Raw genomic sequence first — 17764 nt, 5'->3', positions numbered from 1 at the left:
CTCGCGGCTATGAGATCCGTGCCGCCAGGGGAGCCAGACCGTTTTTTATCTCTGTTCTGACTTCACCGTAACAAGGTTTATCTCTTAGTGTTTCTATCCAGTGGCGAAGCGGCGTCTTGCCAGCCGAGCGGGACCATTTCAAATCACCAAGCACGGTTTGAGCGGAGCGGTCCAGAATACCGGGGATCTCGTTGTCGTTCAGCGTGGCCCAGACACCGGTCCATAACCGGGCAACAGACCATGGATTGTATCCTCCGCCGCCTAAGACAAGAAAGCGGGGGGCCAGGTCGCGCAGGTTGGCGACGGTGTTCCAATGGGCGTTGTTTGACAGAGACAGGCGGGACAAAGGATCTTCGGCGACAGCATCGGCTCCGCATTGCAGGACAATGGCCTGAGGTTTGAAAGCTGTGCTTGCAGGAAGGATCAGCCGGTCGAGTATCAGGTCAAACTCGTCATCATTGAGGTTCCGGGCAACCGGCATATTAAAGGCGGCACCTCCTGCATCGTCTTCCAGAGCTCCGGTGAAAGGCCATCGACGTGCTTCGTGCACCGAAATCATTCTGACTTTTTCCGAGCCGTGAAAGGCCGCTTCAACGCCATCACAGTGATGGGCATCGATGTCGACATAAACGATACGGTCCAACCCGGCGTTCAGCAGGGTTTGGATCGCCAGCACCGGATCGTTGAGATAACAGAACCCGTTTGCCCGGTCAGCCAGCCCGTGATGCGTTCCGCCTGCCGGGTTGAAAACGATCCCACCGTCGCGGATCAGCTCTGCCGCCAGCATCGAGCCCCCAGCCGCCGTGGCAGGTCGTCGGTACATTTCCGCGAATACTGGGTTTGACAATGTCCCCAACCCATAGCGTTCGCGGATTTCATCTGTCACATACTGATCTTCTTCCGCCTGCCGTAGGGCCGCAATGTAGTCTGGCGTATGAAACGTCTCTAATGCGCCGGGTTTTGCGCAGGGACTGACGCGGTAGTTCGCGGGCGTCAACCATCCCAGGGCCCGGCACAGATCGATGACGGTTGAAACCCGTGGAATAGCCAGCGGGTGTTTCGATCCGTAGGTCGAATTTCGGTAGATCTCCGATCCGATGAACAGGGGCGGCAGCATGGGTTAGCGTGTGGCGGCCGGGTGATTATCCTCGCCCAACCTGCCATCCAGCGACATCAGTATCGCGACCGGGCGCAGCGCCGGTAGGTGGCTGAAAACGATCAGGATACAAACGGTCAGCGGTACGCTCAGGAAGGCGCCGATAAGGCCCCAGACCGTTGTCCAGAAGGTCAGGGCGAGAATGACGAGGAAAGTCGACATGTTCAGGGATCGGCCCAACATGGCGGGGTCAAGGAAATTGCCAATCAGGAATTGGATAGTGCCGCATCCGAACACGATAATCAGGAAAGGAACGATAGTCTCAAACTGAACAAGAGCGATCATGGCCGGAAAGAACACGGCAATGATCGAACCGATTGAGGGGATGAAGTTCAGCGCAAAGGTCAGCACGGCCCAGGTCTCCGCATATTCAAGCCCCAGGGCTCGGAAAACGCTGTAGCTGATGCCAGCAGTAATCAGGCTTATCAGGGTTTTGACGCCGACATAACGCTGCAGGCTGACCGAAATCGCATCCAGCATGGTGGAAAACTCGGCTCCGGTTTTCGGGTCTCCGGCGGCCAGCTGAATCTTTTTGCGAAAGGCCAGACGTTCGGCCATCAGGAAGGCGACATAGAGGCTGATCAGAAAGAACTGATTCAAAAGCGAAGTGGCGCTGCCCAGCAGCAGACGTGCGACATATGACATGTCGATGCTGACCAGATTGTCGCGAATGAAGGTTGTGACATCGTTGCCGACCAGACCGGTTATACGCTCAACCGCTCCGTCAAACTGATTTTCATAAGTGCTGACGGAACGTGCGAATTGCGTCGCCTGACTGCCCAGCACGTACATGATCATGAACAAACCAGCCAGGACGACGGTCACTCCGGCAATATTGGCCAACCAGACCGGAGCGCGAGTCACTGAAACAACCCGATCGCTCAGAGCAATGATCAGAACATTGATCAATAGCGCCATGGCGAGCGGGATCAGGAAATTCGCACCTGCGTAGAGGCCCAGAACGACCAAAGTCGCGATGATGCATGTGTCCCGAACAACAGACAAACGAAGCCTGGGTCGAACCTTGATGTCTTTTTGATCCGGGGTCATTCAGTATCCTGTGTCCGAGAAAAGCAGAGCCAAAAGTCTGTCCTGCGTGACCCAATCCTGCACGTGACACCCGGTTTATGCAATGCGTTCAGGCGTTTGTTGACCTTCATTTGCCACATTGTTGTTGATCACGGGTTCTGTGTTTTATTTCGGCAGGTTAGGGTTGCAGGATGACCTCTCCTGCGAATCCCCTGTTTGGCCGACCTGTTCAGGCTTTCTGGCTGGCAATACGCCGGTTCGGTAGAAAGAATGGTTTTGTCATGAGCAGCCATGTTGCCATGTCGTTAATGATGGCGTTGTTTCCCTTTGTACTTTTTACGGTAGCATTGGCGGGGGCACTGTCACAGGGCTATGTCACGGATGAGCTGGTCGATCTGATTTTCGGGGCGTGGCCAAAGGACGTTGCGGATCCCATCGTGGCCGAGCTGCGGGCTGTTCTGGCCGGGTCCGGCTCGGGCGTCATTACGCTGGGTGGTCTGCTGGCTATTTATTTTGCCTCAAACGGCGTGGCGGCGGTGCGTGCTGCCATGAACCAGGCTTATCACGATCAGGACAGCTGGCCGTTCTGGAAGACCCGGCTGCTGTGTCTGGTTCTGGTCATTCTGGGCGGGTCGGCCATCCTGATAATCGCCGCGGTCGAGGTGGTTCTGCCGGTCTACACGAAACTGGTGGCAGAGCACACCGAAGCAGCCGTTGCCAATTGGTTTTCCGTGGATCGCCTGCGTTGGACGTTTACCGTTGCGGTTCCGGCGGGCACAGTTCTGCTGGCCCATCTTGTTCTGCCAACCCGCAGGCACAGCCTGATGCAAATATTGCCCGGCGTCATGCTGACCTTGGTCTTGTGGGCTGCCGGTGGGTGGGCTTTTTCCATCTATATCAGTCAGTTCGCCACCTACAGTGCCACCTATGCGGGCCTCGCCGGAGCCATGGCTGCGTTGATTTTTCTATACCTGTGTTCGGCGATGCTGATCCTCGGGGCCGAGTACAACGGCGCGTTGATCGACCTGCGAAACGCCGCTGATGGAGATGCGGGATGAGATTTGCCCTGATTCTGGCTTGCCTTGCATTCGCCGGTGAAATTTATGCGCAAACGCCTGAGTATGTCGGTTCAGACCAGTGTACCGAATGCCATCAGCAGGAGGTCGAAGCCTGGGCTTCGTCACACCATGCGCTGGCGTGGACCGGTGCCAGCGACGGCGCTCTGGTGGCCGATTTCGACGGAACCCGGTTTGATCATGACGGAATGTCCGTCCAGTTCAGAGGAGAAGCAGACAGGTTCACCGCCCAAGTAACTGAAAAAGATGGGGTGATGACAGAGTATGACGTGCATTCGGTCGTCGGAATCAAGCCCTTGCAGCAATACCTTTTTGAAACCGAACCGGGCCGGCTTCAAAGCTTTGATGTGGTTTGGGATACAGAGAAAAAGCGCTGGTATCACCTGTATCCCGACCAAGATCTGCCACCTGATGACGGTTTGCATTGGACGGGGCCTTACAAGAACTGGAACGCGCGCTGCGCCGAATGTCACGCCACCGGGTTTGAGAAGAACTACGACCCCCAAACCAGAACCTACAACTCACAACAGGTCGAAATCGGGGTCGGGTGCGAAGCCTGTCACGGGCCGGGGTCGGCACATATCGACTGGGTCAAAGGGCAGGGTTCTTCAGATGGCCTCACCAATGCAGGCTTTTTGATGAGTTGGGGCAAGGGTCAGACCGAGGCGGAAATCCAACAATGTGCCGGATGCCATTCTCGGCGTGAAGCGCACGGCAACGGAAACCCTGTTCCGGGAACCCCATATCATGATGCCTATAATTTGGCCGTGCTGCGGCCCGGTTCTTATCATCCTGATGGGCAGATACTGGACGAGGTTTATGTCTATGGCTCGTTCCTGCAATCCAAGATGTATGCGCAGGGCGTTGGGTGTATGAATTGTCACGACCCGCACAGCGCAGATTTGAAAGCCGACGGAAACGGGGTTTGCACTCAGTGCCATTCTCCAGCCGGAAACCCGGATTTCTCAACCCTTGCCGCAAAAGACTACGACACCCCTGAGCATCACCATCACCAGGAAGACAGCGAGGGAGCGCAGTGCAAAAGCTGCCATATGATCGAGCGGACCTACATGGGTGTTGACGGTCGACGCGATCACAGCTTTCGCATACCGCGACCGGATCTGGGGCTGGGCGTTGATGCCTGCACAGACTGCCATCAGGGTCAGGATCAAGTTTGGGCTGCCGGCCAGATAGAGGATTGGTTCCCGGGTTCGCCAAATCGAAACGCGCATTACGGAACGGTTTTCAAGGCTGCTGCCGAGGGGTGGCTCGACACACCCGAGGGGTTGCTTTCCATCGCAATGGATGCGTCACAGCCGGGGATCGTGAGAGCAACTGCGGCTTATCTGATGCAACCGTTTGGCTCTCCAGAGATCGCTGCTGTCACAGCGCCGCTTTTGCAAGAAGATGATCCGCTGATACGGGCGAATGCAGTAGTGCTACAGCGTCAGGCCAGCCCGGCAGATCAGGTGCAAAGGCTTGAACCCTTGCTGTCTGATCCTCGGCGAAACGTGCGTATTGCGGCCGCCAAAGAGTTCCTGAGTATTCCATCGCAGGCTTTGACACCTCAGCAACGGGCTTTGGCCGGGGAGGGCATGTTCGAATGGCAGGAGGCGATTTCGAATAGGTTGGATGCCCCGGAAACCCACCTTGTTCTGGGCGGCATGGCATTAACGCTTCGCAACGCGCCAGCGGCAGAGCAGGCGTTCAGAGAGGTTGTGACGCTGGACCCGCAGAGGACAGAGGCGTGGCCAATGCTGGTGCAACTGGCGCAGATCAATCGTGGCCCGGAAGCTGCGCGCAGTGTGCTTCAAGAGGCCTTGGACCGGTTGCCCAATGATCCGAACCTACTGCAATTGTCGCAACAGCTGGGTCCCTGAACCGGCACGCGGGCGCCTGATTTGTTCCATCTTCATGGCATGATTTCACGCTAACACCACTTACGCAGCGCTGTTTAGAGGTGATCGATGACCATTGAAACAACAAGGCAGGAAACATCGGGGCTTAGCCCGACGTCCTTGGCGCAACGCATAGAAGAGTTGCGCAACCGGGAACCACTATACGTGACGCATGGAGATACGCTGATGTTGCAGGGAATGGCTGCTACTTCCTTGCGTGAACAACGTCTGAGCGGAAATCGTATCCGGCTGGATGATTAAGAGCCGCCTCGAAACCCTGTTGCCACAACGAATTTTTCCGAACTGTCCGAACGCGACGCCGGTGGTTTTACGTGGGCGACTTTCTGGAATTTCTGCTTGAGCAGCTTTTGCAGATCGCCCTCAGCACCCCCGGCCAGAACCTTGGCAACAAAAGTGCCGCCTTCCTCCAGAACGTCAAAGGCGAAATAGGCGGCGGTTTCGCACAGCGCCATGATTCGCAGGTGATCGGTCTGTTTGTGTCCCGAAGATGCCGCTGCCATATCCGACATCACCACATCTGCCTTGCCGCCCAGCCAGTCTTTGACCTTTTGGTCGGCGTCATCTTCCATGAAGTCCAGTACATGGGTGTCGGCCCCGGCAACCGGTTCGACCTCTTGCAGGTCAATGCCCAGCACGGTTCCGATCCGCTTGCCAGACTTTTCACCCAGCGCGTTCACGCGTTTGACGGCAACCTGACACCAGCCGCCTGGCGCACAGCCCAGATCCACTACGCGGGCACCGGGCACCAGAAAGCGGAATTTGTCGTCCAACTCAAGGATCTTGTAAGCCGCGCGTCCTCGATACCCTTCGGCCTGCGCGCGCTTGACGTATGGATCGTTTAATTGCCGCTCGAGCCAACGGGTCGAGCTGAGCTTGCGCCCGCGCGCCGTCTTGACCTTGACCTTCAGGTCGCGCTGCCCGCGGCCCGAATTGTTTTTTCCACTTGGTGTCTTCGCCATCAGAACGGTCCGTCTTCCAATACACCGTCCGCGCTCATCTGTGCATAAAGCAGACCTTCGCGCAGCCCACGATCCGCCACAGATAGACGGTCGGTGGGCCAGCAGCGCAGGAGCGCCTGCAAAATGGCCGAGCCGGACATGATCAGGGCTTGCCTGTCGTCACCAATTCGAGGATCCCGGCGCCGCCCGTGAGGGCCGAGTTCTAAATACCCACGTATGACTTTGTCAATCTGATCGCTGGTCATGCGCAGACCATCGACTTTGGTCCGGTCATAACGTTTTAGCCCGAGATGTGAGGCCGCAACGGTCGTCACCGTGCCGCTTGTGCCGACGATCTGAAATCCCGCACGCGCCTGTTCGTCTTTGTAGGGTGCAAAATCGGCCAGGTTTTCCTCGAAAAACCAGCTCATCAAAGCAAAACGTGCCGCGTCATTTTCAACATCGTTGAATTGATCCCGCAGTGTGGCAACACCCAGCGGTACGCTGATCCAATCCACAACTTTGGCAGTGGGAAAGGGGCTGTCGGCGGTATGAAAGCCATGATGTAGCCGCATTATGGCGGCTGGCCGGTCGCGGCGCGGAACGGATGAGATATCGATCCAGACCAATTCGGTCGAACCGCCACCAATATCGACCACCAGCAGCTGTTCAGTCTTGGTCGACACCAGCGGGGCACAGGAAATCACCGCCAGACGGGCTTCTTCCTCGGGTTGTATGATCTCAAGCGTCAGGCCGGTCTCGCGTTTTACCTGCCGGATGAACTCGCGCGAGTTCTTGGCACGGCGACAAGCCTCCGTGGCGATCAGACGCATCCGTCTGACCCTGTTGCGTTTCAGTTTTTGCTGACAGATTCGCAATGCCTGAACGGTGCGAGACATCGACGCCCGCGACAGCCGTCCGGTGCGTTCCAGACCCGCGCCCAGTTGCACGGATTTGGAGAAGCTGTCTACCACATGGAACCCGCTGCCCTTGGGCTGGGCGATCAACATGCGGCAACTATTTGTCCCCAGATCCAGTGCCGCATAAAGTGCATCCGGATCGGGTCTTGCCGGCGCGGGGCTTTCGACCGCTTTCGGGAACGCGCCCGCACCTTTGGGACGCTTGGGCGCCATCGTCACGCCCTCCGATTTTCGAGTTACCCCGACCCTAGGCGGGGGATTGCCGACGTGCAAGTGATTTCAATTTTGAATTTAACGTGAGTGTCACATGCCGTTCATATTGAGGTGCAATGGGCATCCATAGAACCCGGAGCAGGATTCTTTTCGAGCTTACAGCCAGATACGGAGATTACCATGAAAGACGATCACACCCTTTCCTTTGATGAATACGACGAAATCGTAAGCCCGCGCCCTGAAGAATGTGACTTTGACCGAGTTGTTGAACGCGCGCTGTCGCGTCGCGGATTTATGGGTGGCGTTCTGGCTATGGGCAGTTTTGCGGCGGTGGGTGGCTCGATTCTGCCAACAGGTGCCCGTGCCGCAGAGGACCGTTTCTCGTTCGAAGCGATTCCGGTGTCGACAGCTGACGAAGTGATTGTACCGTCGGGCTATAAAGCTGAGGTCATGGTGCGCTGGGGTGACCCGCTGTGGTCAGACGCGCCCGAATTCGATCATGCCACCCGTGGCACTGCAGCCAGTCAGGAACGCGCCTTTGGCGATAACACTGATGGTCAGGATGTGTTCTTCCACGACGGTCACGTTTTGCTGGTTGTGAACAACGAATATACCAACCGCGATATCCTTTGGGGCAATAACCCGGATGCAAAAGCGGCAACTGACGACGACGTCGCCAAAGGAATGATGGCGCATGGTGTTACGGTTGTGGAAATCGCCAACACCGATGGCAAGTGGGGCATCGTGAAAGACAGTCCCTACAACCGCCGCGTTACACCGCAGACAGACATGACCATTACCGGCCCGGCTGCTGGCCACGACCTTATGAAAACGTCTGCCGATCCGTCAGGCACGGCTTGCAAGGGAACATGGAACAATTGCGGAAACGGCATGACACCGTGGGGCACGTATCTGGCCTGTGAAGAGAATTTCAACGGTTACTTCTCGGCTGAGGATGAAAACCACGAAACCAGCCCGGAGCTGAAACGCTATGGCGTATCGGCCAGCGACTGGGGCTATGGCTGGGCGAAAATAGACGAGCGTTTCGATGTTTCGAAAAACCCCAACGAACCGAATCGTTGCGGTTACGTGGTCGAGATCGATCCGACAGATCCCAACTCGACCCCGCGCAAGCTGACTGCTCTGGGTCGCTTCAAGCACGAGAATGCGGATACGGTGGTCAACAACGATGGTCGCGTTGTGGTCTACATGGGCGATGACGAGCGTGGCGAGTTTCTGTACCGCTTTGTTTCCGATGGCGTTTACGCGGCCGGAGTTGACACGAATGCGCTGTTTGAGAACGGAACACTTTCGGTTGCCAAGTTCAACGATGACGGCACTGGCGAGTGGTTGGCGTTGACGCCCGAAACAACCGGCCTTGCTTCGCAAGCCGAGGTTTGCATCCACACCCGTCAGGGCGCCTCGGCGGTTGGCGGTACCACCATGGACCGTCCGGAATGGGTTGCATCAAATCCGAATGCGCCCGAAGTCTACTGCTGTTTGACCAACAACAAGAACCGTGGTGTCAAGCCGAATGCCGGGGGTGATGACACCTCGGCCAATGGTCCGAACCCGCGGGACAAGAACAACTACGGTCAGATCGTTCGTTGGCGCCCAGACGGCGGGGACCATACCGCTGCCGGCTTCGGCTGGGATTTGTATGTGCTGGCAGGCAATCCCACCGTGCATGAAGACGCCTATGCCGGATCCGAGAACGTGAACGCCGACAACATGTTCAACTCGCCCGACGGGTTGAAGTTCGACAGCAATGGTCTGTTGTGGATTCAAACCGATGGCAATTATGGCAACGAAGGTGATTTCGCCGGTCAGGGCAACAACCAGATGCTGGCCGGTGACCCAGTTACGGGTGAAATTCGTCGTTTCATGGTTGGCCCGAACGAATGTGAGATCACTGGGCTCAGTTGGTCGCCAGACCGCCGTACGATGTTTGTGGGCATTCAGCACCCGGGCGAAGATGGCAATAGCCACTGGCCCGAGGGTGGGGACTCGGTCCCGCGTTCGGCGATCATAGCGGTTACTCGCGAAGACGGCGGTCTGGTGGGTTAACGCAATCCGATCGGTGAAATCTTGCCCCGGACGGCTGTTTCCGTCCGGGATGCTTCGTTTTTATGCAGCCCGCTCATAGAGACAATGAGAATTATGATATGCGCGTTTGCCAGGAAACTGGTTAAAAGCCCCGTACATCATCGTGGGCAAAAACGTCGCTGGAAAAGCGCCGTGTGTCGAAAATCGACCGACCCAAGCCTACATTGAAGTTTAGAACCGGCCCATCGGGTTAGGAGGAATCACAGCAATGCCTGACGTCACCATCGTGTATTGGCGAGACATTCCCGCTCAGGTCATCGTCGGCAAAGGCCGTCGTGGCGCAAAGCGGCAGTTGGAAGAACGGTTCGAGCAAGCGATCGACCGGGCCGCCATGAAGGTGAACGCCAAGGACAGTGATGCCTATCTGGCCGAATGGCGCAAAGCCGAACCTTTTGCAGTCGACGGCGAACCTGCCGAGATTGCTGAGGCCGAGGCGATGCGTCTGGAAACGGAGTACGATCAGGACCGCGTCAAAGCGCTGATCGCTAATGACGGTTGGGCATGAGCCCCAGACTTTATGGGAGGCCGAAATGGCTTTGCTGAACTTCAAGAAACGTGATGCGGTCGAAAGCGGCCCAGTGAATCCGACCGTCGAAGCCTTTTTGCAGGGCTATTCGATCGAGGTGATGCCGCGCACTGCCGAAAAGGTCGACGACTTCCGCGCGCTTTTGCCCGAGGGCACGCGCGTCTACATCGCCCATATCGAGGGCACTCCGATCGAGGACATGGTAAAAACCGCCAAGCGTATTGCGGCGGAAGGTTATCCAGTTATGCCGCATTTTCCGGCGCGGATCATCAAAGATGCCGCGACACTGGAAAACTGGATCTCAATGTACCAGGGCGAAGCGGGCGTTGATCAGGCACTGCTGCTGGCGGGCGGCGTAGCCAATCCGCATGGCGCTTTCGACAGCTCAATGCAGTTGCTGGAAACCGGTCTGTTCGACAAGGCAGGCTTCAAGCGCCTTCACGTGGCAGGTCACCCTGAAGGCAACAAGGATATCGATCCCGATGGTTCGACCAAGAACGTAGACGACGCTCTGCGCTGGAAACAGAAGTTCAACGAAACCACGGACGCAGAAATGGCGCTGGCCACGCAATTTGCATTCGACGCCAAGCCGATCATCGCATGGGCCGACGGCCTGAAAGAAGCCGGTATCGACCTGCCGATCCATATCGGTATCGCGGGTCCGGCCAAGCTGCAGACGCTGATAAAATTTGCGATTGCCTGCGGTGTTGGCCCGTCTTTGAAGGTTCTGCAAAAGCGCGCTATGGACGTCTCCAAGCTGCTGCTGCCCTATGAGCCGACAGACGTTGTGACAGAGCTGGCCGAGCACAAAGCTGCCAACCCGGATTTCAACATCACCAACGTACACTTCTTCCCGCTGGGCGGAATCAAGACCAACGCCAACTGGGCGATCAATAACGGCGGCGCTTCGGCAAAGCCTGTAAACTCCTAAGGAACGGACATGACCCGTACAGTCGTAGAATCAAAAACAAAAACTGCCGTTCTGGGCTTTGACGAACCGTTTTGCGTGATCGGCGAGCGGATCAACCCGACCGGCCGTAAGAAACTGGCTGCCGAGCTGGAAGCGGGCGATTTCTCGACCGTAGAGAAAGACGCGCTGGCACAGGTGATGGCAGGGGCAACCGTTCTGGATATCAACGCCGGTGTTGTCTACAACTCGAACCCCAACCCGAACGAGACCGAACCGCCGTTGATGCGCAAGATCGTTGAGCTGGTTCAGGGTCTGGTCGAAGTACCGCTGTGCATCGACTCGTCGGTTCCCGGTGCGTTGGAAGCGGGCCTTGAGGCGGCAGAAGGCCGTCCGCTGCTGAACTCGGTCACAGGCGAAGAAGAGCGTCTGGAGATGGTTCTGCCGCTGGTCAAGAAGTACAACGTGCCCGTTGTTGCGATCTCGAACGATGACACCGGTATCTCGGAAGATCCCAATGTGCGTTTCGAGGTGGCCAAGAAGATTGTCGAGCGCGCCGCCGATTTCGGCATCCCTGCGCATGACATCGTGGTTGACCCGCTGGTCATGCCCATCGGCGCAATGGCAACTGCCGGTCAGCAGGTGTTCGCTCTGGTTCGTCGTTTGCGCGAAGAGCTGGGCGTAAACACCACCTGTGGTGCATCCAATGTTTCATTCGGTTTGCCGAACCGTCACGGCATCAACAACGCTTTCCTTCCGATGGCAATGGGTGCGGGGATGACTTCGGCCATCATGAACCCTGTTGCGCTGCCAACAGGGCCCAAGAAAATTGCCGAGAAGAAGGCCGAAATCGAAGCAAAGGGCGTCATCCTGCCTGCGGACATGGATGATGAAACCTTCTGCCAGCTGTTCGGTCTGGGTTCGACCAAGCCGCGCGCCGGTAAGGAAATGGAAGCCATCCGCGCCGCTAACCTGCTGACCAACAATGACCCGCATGGCGGTGAGTGGATCCGGTTCAACAAAGCACCGGACGAGGCAGGTGCCGCTGGCGCCGCTGGTGGCCGTCGGGGTGGTGGCCGTCGCCGCCGCGCCTGATCGGAACGACAGCAAATTGCAAAGGCCGGGCTCAGTGCCCGGCCTTTTTCATTTGACCCTGATCAATGCCGAACTTGCAGAAGGTTTCAGAATACACTGATCCAGGATGCAATGATCAGGTAGCAGCATGAGTAAACATCACCCCCCAAAACTCTCAGATGCGGATCTGACCAAGAAGCTGAATAAAAAGGACTATTTCGATCAGCTAATCGAACTGCAGACTAGGTTGGCCAGAATTCAGCAGGCCTATCTGTTTCACGGGATCAAGGGCGTGTTGGTGTTCGAAGGCTGGGACGCTGCAGGAAAAGGGGGGACCATTCGCCGGATCAGTCAGGCCTTGGACCCGCGTAGCTTCAAAGTCTGGCCCATCGGCGCGCCCCGAAACTACTACCTGAACAGGCATTATCTGCTGCGGTTCTGGGAACGCCTGCCGCCGTCCGGTGCGATTTCCGCTTTTGACCGAAGCTGGTATGGCCGGGTTCTGGTGGAACGGATTGAAAAACTAACCCCGGAAACGCGCTGGCGGTCCGCATATCAGGAAATCAATGATTTTGAACGAATGCTGGTCGATGACGGCACTCGGATCGTCAAACTGTTCTTCCATATTTCTCAGGAAGAACAAATGAGCCGCTTTACCGAACGCCTGACGAATCCGATGAAGCGCTGGAAACTAACATACGAAGATTTCAGAAATCGCGAGAAATGGGATGTCGCCGAGGTGGCCGTAGATGAGATGCTGGCAAGGACGTCGACCGAATTTGCCCCTTGGCACGTGATACCTTCCAACAACAAGAAGTATGCGCGGATCACGGCGATGAAAGCGATTGTCGATGCGTTTTCCGAAGGTGTCGATCTGAACCCCCAGCATCTGGATCGCCGCACTTTAGAGGCAGCGGGCGAGGCTTTGAATGTCGACCAGTCCCTGATCGACAGCCTGCGGGCGCGAACCGAGTGAAAAACTCGACAAAAGTTGGCAACGATCTGGCTTGAACGTCTGGATGCTCTGATGCTATCCCAATTGGCGCGGCGGGTATGATGTAATGGTAGCCTGTCAGCTTCCCAAACGTAGAAGTGCAGTATTGGCGTCTTCTAGTTTCTCCCAAAGTGGTTGATTTTATTGCAGAAAGCGCCGCAACGTCGTCCTGACGTGTTATACCGCGTTGCAATGTTCTGCCTACAAAATCACTGCAAAAGGGACGACGAGAAGATGCCGATTGAACGATTGAAGCTGACCGAAGCGTCAGCCAAAGCCGCACCGATAAACGCGAAGATATGGGATACTGAGATCAAAGGTTTCGGTCTATTTGCGGGTATGACCAAGAAGACCTTCTACTTCCAGAAAGATGTGCATGGTAAAACCACACGCACAAATTTGGGCAACTGGCCGGAGACGCGTGTCGCAGACGCTCGGTATGAAGCGTCGTTGCTTGTTGCCGAACATGCTTCGGGTGCGGTCGCGAAGCGCCTCCGCGCCTCCCGCATCCCAACACTTGAACAAGCCACCGACGATTACCTTGCACGGCCAAAACTGCGTTCCGAACACAACAAGGCGCAGGTGCGCGCGCAGATGCACAATCACCTGAAAAGCTGGCTTAAGATGCCGCTAGACGAGATTTCGAAAGCCGATTGTGTTCGTGCCCATGCTCGTGTCGCGAAGAATGGCGAGCGCGGCGCGAACCATGTGATGAAGTCCTTTCGCTCGATCTACAACCATGCACGGCGGGTGCACGACCTGCCAGAATGCCCAACCATCGCAATTGAGTGGTTTGAGGAAAGACCGTCGCAAAAGATCATTGATGATTTTGATCTATGGCGGAAATCTGTGGACGCCCTCGAGAACGAAGTGCATCGCGCTTACTACCGTTTTCTATTGGTGACAGGGCTCCGATTTGATGAAGCACGTTCGCTGCGCTGGGACCAGATTCACGAAGATCACCTGCATCTGCCAGAAACCAAGAACGGTCGTGCCTTCGAGTTGCCTTTGATGCCTGAACATCATTCGATCCTTGATCCGCTTCGGATTCACGCAAGCGACTATGTGTTTCCCGGTACGCGCAACGCGTTACACCTGAAATGCCCAGCGCGTATTCCTTGGTCGGCCCATGACCATCGCCGTACCTTTGCAACCTTTGCCACGACAGAAGCGGGTTTGCTTGAAGAGACGGTCGGCAGATTGCTGAACCATACGCCACAATCGGTCACTGGCGCGCGGTACATCGTGGTCAATCACGAGAAGCTGCGTGAGCCTATGGCGCAAGTCACCTCAGCGTTTAAACGCAGAGGTCTGATTTAAATAGAGAAAATTTAGAAAACGTATTGCAAATCTGATTTGCGGTTACTAAGTTCGACCATGTGAAGAAGCCGACGACCGCGCCCACCAAAAAACGTTAAGTGGTCTGAAAGCCGTGAGCACCCGAGAGGGTGAAGTGCTGGTACCTGCAATGAGGCAGGTTAGTGCCGGCGTCAGCCTAGCTGACGTGGACGAGCCAAACCCAGATACTACGCACGTGCAGGCATAGCCCGAAAAGGGATATGTTTGTCATGTCTAACGCTCAAAAACCGCAATTGCTCGATACAGCTCAAGCTGCTCATCATATCGGATATTCAACAAGTACGCTCGAATGGTGGCGTACAACCGTGCCAATGCGTGGCCCGAAATTCGTCAGAATGGGTCGGCGTATACGCTACAGACTCGAAGACCTGAACGCTTTCATCGAAAGCGGCATTGTCGATCCGGCTGCGGTACGGTGATGCGCAATGGAAAAAGGATTACTCGAGCAGATCATTCTGTTCGCTGACCAGTCTGCCCACAGCGAAGGGTACACTGATCGTAGCGACGGAAAATTCAAATACAGCAAAAAAGAGGGCGCCGTCACAGGCGACCTCCTTGCGCAACACCTCAATGGTAACAAGTCGCTGGGCATGTATATCTTGTCCGGCGGCAAATCTCACTGTCTGATCCTAGATTTCGACGATCACGGCAAAGATGGCATCGCTAAAATGCCGACATTGGCTGTCGCGATGGCACTTGAAGACATGGGCGTGCCGCACATCATATTCAGATCAGGTGGAGGTTATGGCTATCATATCTGGATGTTTTTCGAGACAGCGATGCCACAAAAGACCCTGTGGAAATTCGCGAGCGATCTCCTCAAAGCTGTGGATGAACCACACACGAACTATGTGCCCGTAGCTTCTGGCAGTTTGAACCAGAAGAAATTCAATGCAGCTGGTAAACAGACACATATCGAGCATGGTGTTGAGGTGTTGCCTAAAGGTGAAGGCGATCAAAACGTGGCGATCCCGTGTGGTCGTGCGTCCGTCCCAATGCGTGTTGCGAGAAACGGCAGCGTTGCGTCTTTAGAGGAATGCAACTTGTCTGACCTCAAACTTACCTTCGTGCCAGTAGCGCGGGAGCTGGTTACAAAAAGCGACATTGGCCCGAATGACCGCGATGCAGCATTCGATTGCTACATCCGTCATTTTTGTGTGGACGATTATGCGAAATGGGGTGCCGCTGGTTTGGGTCTTGTCGCTGCATTCGGACATGACGACGAGTGGGCTTACGGTAGGTGGCTTGCGTGGACGCAATCATCAGGCAAATTCACACCGGGTGACGAGGAGCAATGGTCAAAGCTGAAACCCAAGAAATATTCGCAACTATCGTTTTGGCGCATCGCAACGAAACACGGTTACAATGGCCCGTGGCCGGGTAAGAAGGGTTCATCTGACTCTGACATGTCAATATTCAATGACCAGTGGGCATTGATGAATGTCGAGGGAAAAGTGGAATTCCTGAATATGCAAACAGGCCACGTCTCCAACCGCGACAGTTTCATGCTCTTGACCAAACCTGATGAAGGTACACGCGAAAGCTGGCTCAGATCGCCAACACGCCGTCAATACAATGGATATACTTTTGCGCCTCCTGATTACGATGGCGACAAATGGAATCTGTTCCGAGGTTGGCCCGTTGAACCCGAGGAAGGCGATGTGTCTTTGTTCATTCACTATGTGGTGGACATGCTCTGTAATGGTGACAAAGACCTCGCGCACTGGGTTATGACTTTTGCCGCAGATGCCGTTCAGCGTCCTTGGTCCGCTCGTCCAGGCTCAGGATTGGCAATTCGCGGTCCGCAGGGTTCAGGTAAATCGTTTCTCGGGAAGTGCGTCAAAGCTGCTCTAGGTGATCTCACACTTGAGGTATCGAATTCAGATAGGGTGACACAGCAGTTCAACGATATGCTCGTTGGAAAGACCGTACTTCTGTGCGAGGAGGCTTTCTTTACTGGGTCGCCTCAGCAGCAGCTTATGCTCAAGAACCTGATTACCGCAGACAATTGGACATTCGAACCGAAGGGGCGGAAGTCGTTTTGGACGCCGAACATCTTTCGCATCATTGCGACAACCAACAATTCGCAGGCTGTTGCCATCGACAATGACGACCGCAGGTGGACTATCATCGAGTCGATTCCGCATTGCCCGTTTGTACCGACTTCTCGCGAGGCGCGCGATTGGTGGAAGCCATATTATTCGATGCTGCGCGACAGACCGGGCGCTATTCTGCACTACCTGCTGAACTATGAGGTGGACACTGATCTGATTGGTTTGCCTTATTTCACTGAGGCTAAGGCGGAAGATAAATTGACGTCTGATCCGCTGTTGCAAGTTCTCGTCAATATGGTGGAGACAGGCGCGTGCCCCGATGATCTGCGCGGTGATGGTCGTGTGTCGTCAGGGGCGATGTATGAGGCTGTGAAAGCCTTAGGTGGTCGCTGGACATCTCCTCAGACACTCGCGAATGAACTGCGGAAACGCTTTGGCGCAGTGTCATCAGGGGCGAACTGCATCAAGGTCAAGAATGTGCGGTGGTCGCCAGATGCTAACGGAATTCTGACTGCGATCATCGAAAAACGAACCGACGTATCAGGATTGCGGATGCCACCCCTAAGTGAACTGCGAGCAATGGTGTCGTCGATTACCGGGCAATCACACGAAGGCCCAGAGAATTGGGTTCCATGGGAGCCTGTGTCTGTTGACGAAGTATATGTCGATCCTAATGGCGGTGACATTGATGGCGGAATGGCGGCGCTTGAGGCAGCTGCGGAGACGCGTCGCCGTGTGATGGACAGTGGCAAGATCGTAAAAGACACGCCTGCTTTCTAGGGTAGTTCCCATGATGCCATGCTTAGCCATGCCGATGGGAGTCGGCATGGTTTCCTATGTGATTGATAAATTGGTTAAATCCATGAATCCCATGAATTCCACGCTTTTTGAGGGTCACTTGCTCGTGCGGCTGTTCGCGATGTCGCGCGTATTGCGTTCACGCTGAACGTATAAGTAAAAAATAGTATGGTAAGTATGGGAAGCGTGGGAATAACTTGGAAAACAAACGGTTAGAGTGACCATGATTGAAATCCAAGCATGGGAAGCATGGTTGCGGCGTGGGATGTTGCTTGATGGGCGCTTCTACACTCGGGGCGATCTCTATGTGGTGTCGAAAGAATACGTCACTATTGTTGACATACTTTGATGCGCTCTCATCGCCGTGCCTACAAAACGCCTACACTAAATCTCAGATTCGCACTGTAACCGATTGATAACTAAGGGCTCTCTGCACCCATAACGTAAGCTCAGTGACCATACGTTAGACGGCTGCTGTGCAGAGTCGTTAAACACCTGATAGATCGCCCGACATCTGTGCAGAAATGTGAATGGACCCCCTAATCTGATTGCGGCGTCGGCGGGGGTGGGGTTCACAGAATTTTTCAGCAAATCTACTGACCCCGCCCATTACCGCAAGATCACCCTTAGTGGGACACTGCCCCGGTCGAACTACTACCGCCGATTCCCGCATAATCATCACGCGCGCGTTTGAC

The 17764-nt window shown here is 55.5% G+C and carries 15 protein-coding genes; 11 read left to right on the top strand and 4 right to left on the bottom strand.

The features are described 5' to 3' along the window. Positions 1–7: 7 nt before the first annotated feature. Both ACR0K5_RS07070 and ACR0K5_RS07065 read right to left on the bottom strand, forming a co-directional pair. Positions 8–1117: an acetoin utilization protein AcuC gene (locus ACR0K5_RS07070; RefSeq protein ID WP_480629001.1), complete on the bottom strand. Its 1110-nt coding sequence runs from the start codon at positions 1115–1117 to the stop codon at positions 8–10. A 3-nt stretch (positions 1118–1120) separates the two neighbouring features. Beyond that, complete coding sequence (locus ACR0K5_RS07065) at positions 1121–2206, bottom strand: AI-2E family transporter (RefSeq protein WP_480629000.1); 1086 nt, start codon at positions 2204–2206, stop codon at positions 1121–1123. 170 nt (positions 2207–2376) lie between these two features. On the opposite strand from ACR0K5_RS07065, the gene ACR0K5_RS07060 reads away from it, so the two are divergent. The 3 genes from ACR0K5_RS07060 to ACR0K5_RS07050 all read left to right on the top strand — a co-directional run bounded on the left by ACR0K5_RS07060 (position 2377) and on the right by ACR0K5_RS07050 (position 5420). Beyond that, entirely contained in the window at positions 2377–3243 is an 867-nt protein-coding gene (locus tag ACR0K5_RS07060; protein ID WP_480628999.1) for a YihY/virulence factor BrkB family protein, read from the top strand. Beyond that, positions 3240–5141 (top strand): cytochrome c3 family protein, encoded by a 1902-nt coding sequence (locus ACR0K5_RS07055; protein ID WP_480628998.1) that lies wholly within the window; start codon positions 3240–3242, stop codon positions 5139–5141. Before ACR0K5_RS07060 ends, ACR0K5_RS07055 begins: the two co-directional genes overlap by 4 nt. 87 nt (positions 5142–5228) lie before the next feature. Continuing rightward, the gene (locus ACR0K5_RS07050) at positions 5229–5420 is read left to right on the top strand and encodes a hypothetical protein (RefSeq protein WP_480628997.1); all 192 of its coding nucleotides are present in this window, start codon (positions 5229–5231) and stop codon (positions 5418–5420) included. Here ACR0K5_RS07050 and ACR0K5_RS07045 read toward each other — a convergent pair. Beyond that, a complete protein-coding gene (locus ACR0K5_RS07045; protein WP_480628996.1) occupies positions 5417–6139 on the bottom strand; it encodes an RlmE family RNA methyltransferase in 723 nt (240 codons plus the stop codon). The two genes, ACR0K5_RS07050 and ACR0K5_RS07045, sit on opposite strands and share 4 nt — an antisense overlap. Next, positions 6139–7251: a Ppx/GppA phosphatase family protein gene (locus ACR0K5_RS07040; RefSeq protein WP_480628995.1), complete on the bottom strand. Its 1113-nt coding sequence runs from the start codon at positions 7249–7251 to the stop codon at positions 6139–6141. The genes ACR0K5_RS07045 and ACR0K5_RS07040 overlap by 1 nt, the downstream gene beginning before the upstream one ends. 180 nt (positions 7252–7431) lie before the next feature. Between ACR0K5_RS07040 and ACR0K5_RS07035 the strand changes: the two genes are divergently transcribed. The 8 genes from ACR0K5_RS07035 (at position 7432) to ACR0K5_RS07000 (ending at position 17051) form a co-directional block, all read left to right on the top strand. Next, positions 7432–9318 (top strand): PhoX family protein, encoded by a 1887-nt coding sequence (locus tag ACR0K5_RS07035; protein WP_480628994.1) that lies wholly within the window; start codon positions 7432–7434, stop codon positions 9316–9318. A gap of 247 nt (positions 9319–9565) precedes the next feature. Next, on the top strand, positions 9566–9862 hold the full coding sequence (locus tag ACR0K5_RS07030) for a virulence factor (RefSeq protein WP_480628993.1): 297 nt from the start codon (positions 9566–9568) through the stop codon (positions 9860–9862). Positions 9863–9887: 25 nt separating this feature from the next. Next, complete coding sequence (locus tag ACR0K5_RS07025; RefSeq protein ID WP_480628992.1) at positions 9888–10814, top strand: methylenetetrahydrofolate reductase; 927 nt, start codon at positions 9888–9890, stop codon at positions 10812–10814. A 9-nt stretch (positions 10815–10823) separates the two neighbouring features. Beyond that, complete coding sequence (locus ACR0K5_RS07020; RefSeq protein WP_480628991.1) at positions 10824–11885, top strand: methyltetrahydrofolate cobalamin methyltransferase; 1062 nt, start codon at positions 10824–10826, stop codon at positions 11883–11885. A 127-nt stretch (positions 11886–12012) separates the two neighbouring features. Beyond that, positions 12013–12840, top strand: a complete 828-nt coding sequence (locus ACR0K5_RS07015) for a polyphosphate kinase 2 family protein (protein WP_480628990.1) — start codon at positions 12013–12015, stop codon at positions 12838–12840. Between the two features lie 252 nt (positions 12841–13092). After that, a complete protein-coding gene (locus tag ACR0K5_RS07010; RefSeq protein ID WP_480628989.1) occupies positions 13093–14178 on the top strand; it encodes a tyrosine-type recombinase/integrase in 1086 nt (361 codons plus the stop codon). 248 nt (positions 14179–14426) lie between these two features. Then, positions 14427–14636 (top strand): helix-turn-helix transcriptional regulator, encoded by a 210-nt coding sequence (locus ACR0K5_RS07005; protein ID WP_217354185.1) that lies wholly within the window; start codon positions 14427–14429, stop codon positions 14634–14636. 6 nt (positions 14637–14642) lie between these two features. Further along, entirely contained in the window at positions 14643–17051 is a 2409-nt protein-coding gene (locus ACR0K5_RS07000) for a DUF5906 domain-containing protein (RefSeq protein WP_480628988.1), read from the top strand. Positions 17052–17764: the final 713 nt, after the last annotated feature.

The organism is Ruegeria sp. AB9 (genome assembly GCF_056542585.1).
This window is presented reverse-complemented; position numbering and strand designations above follow the sequence as displayed.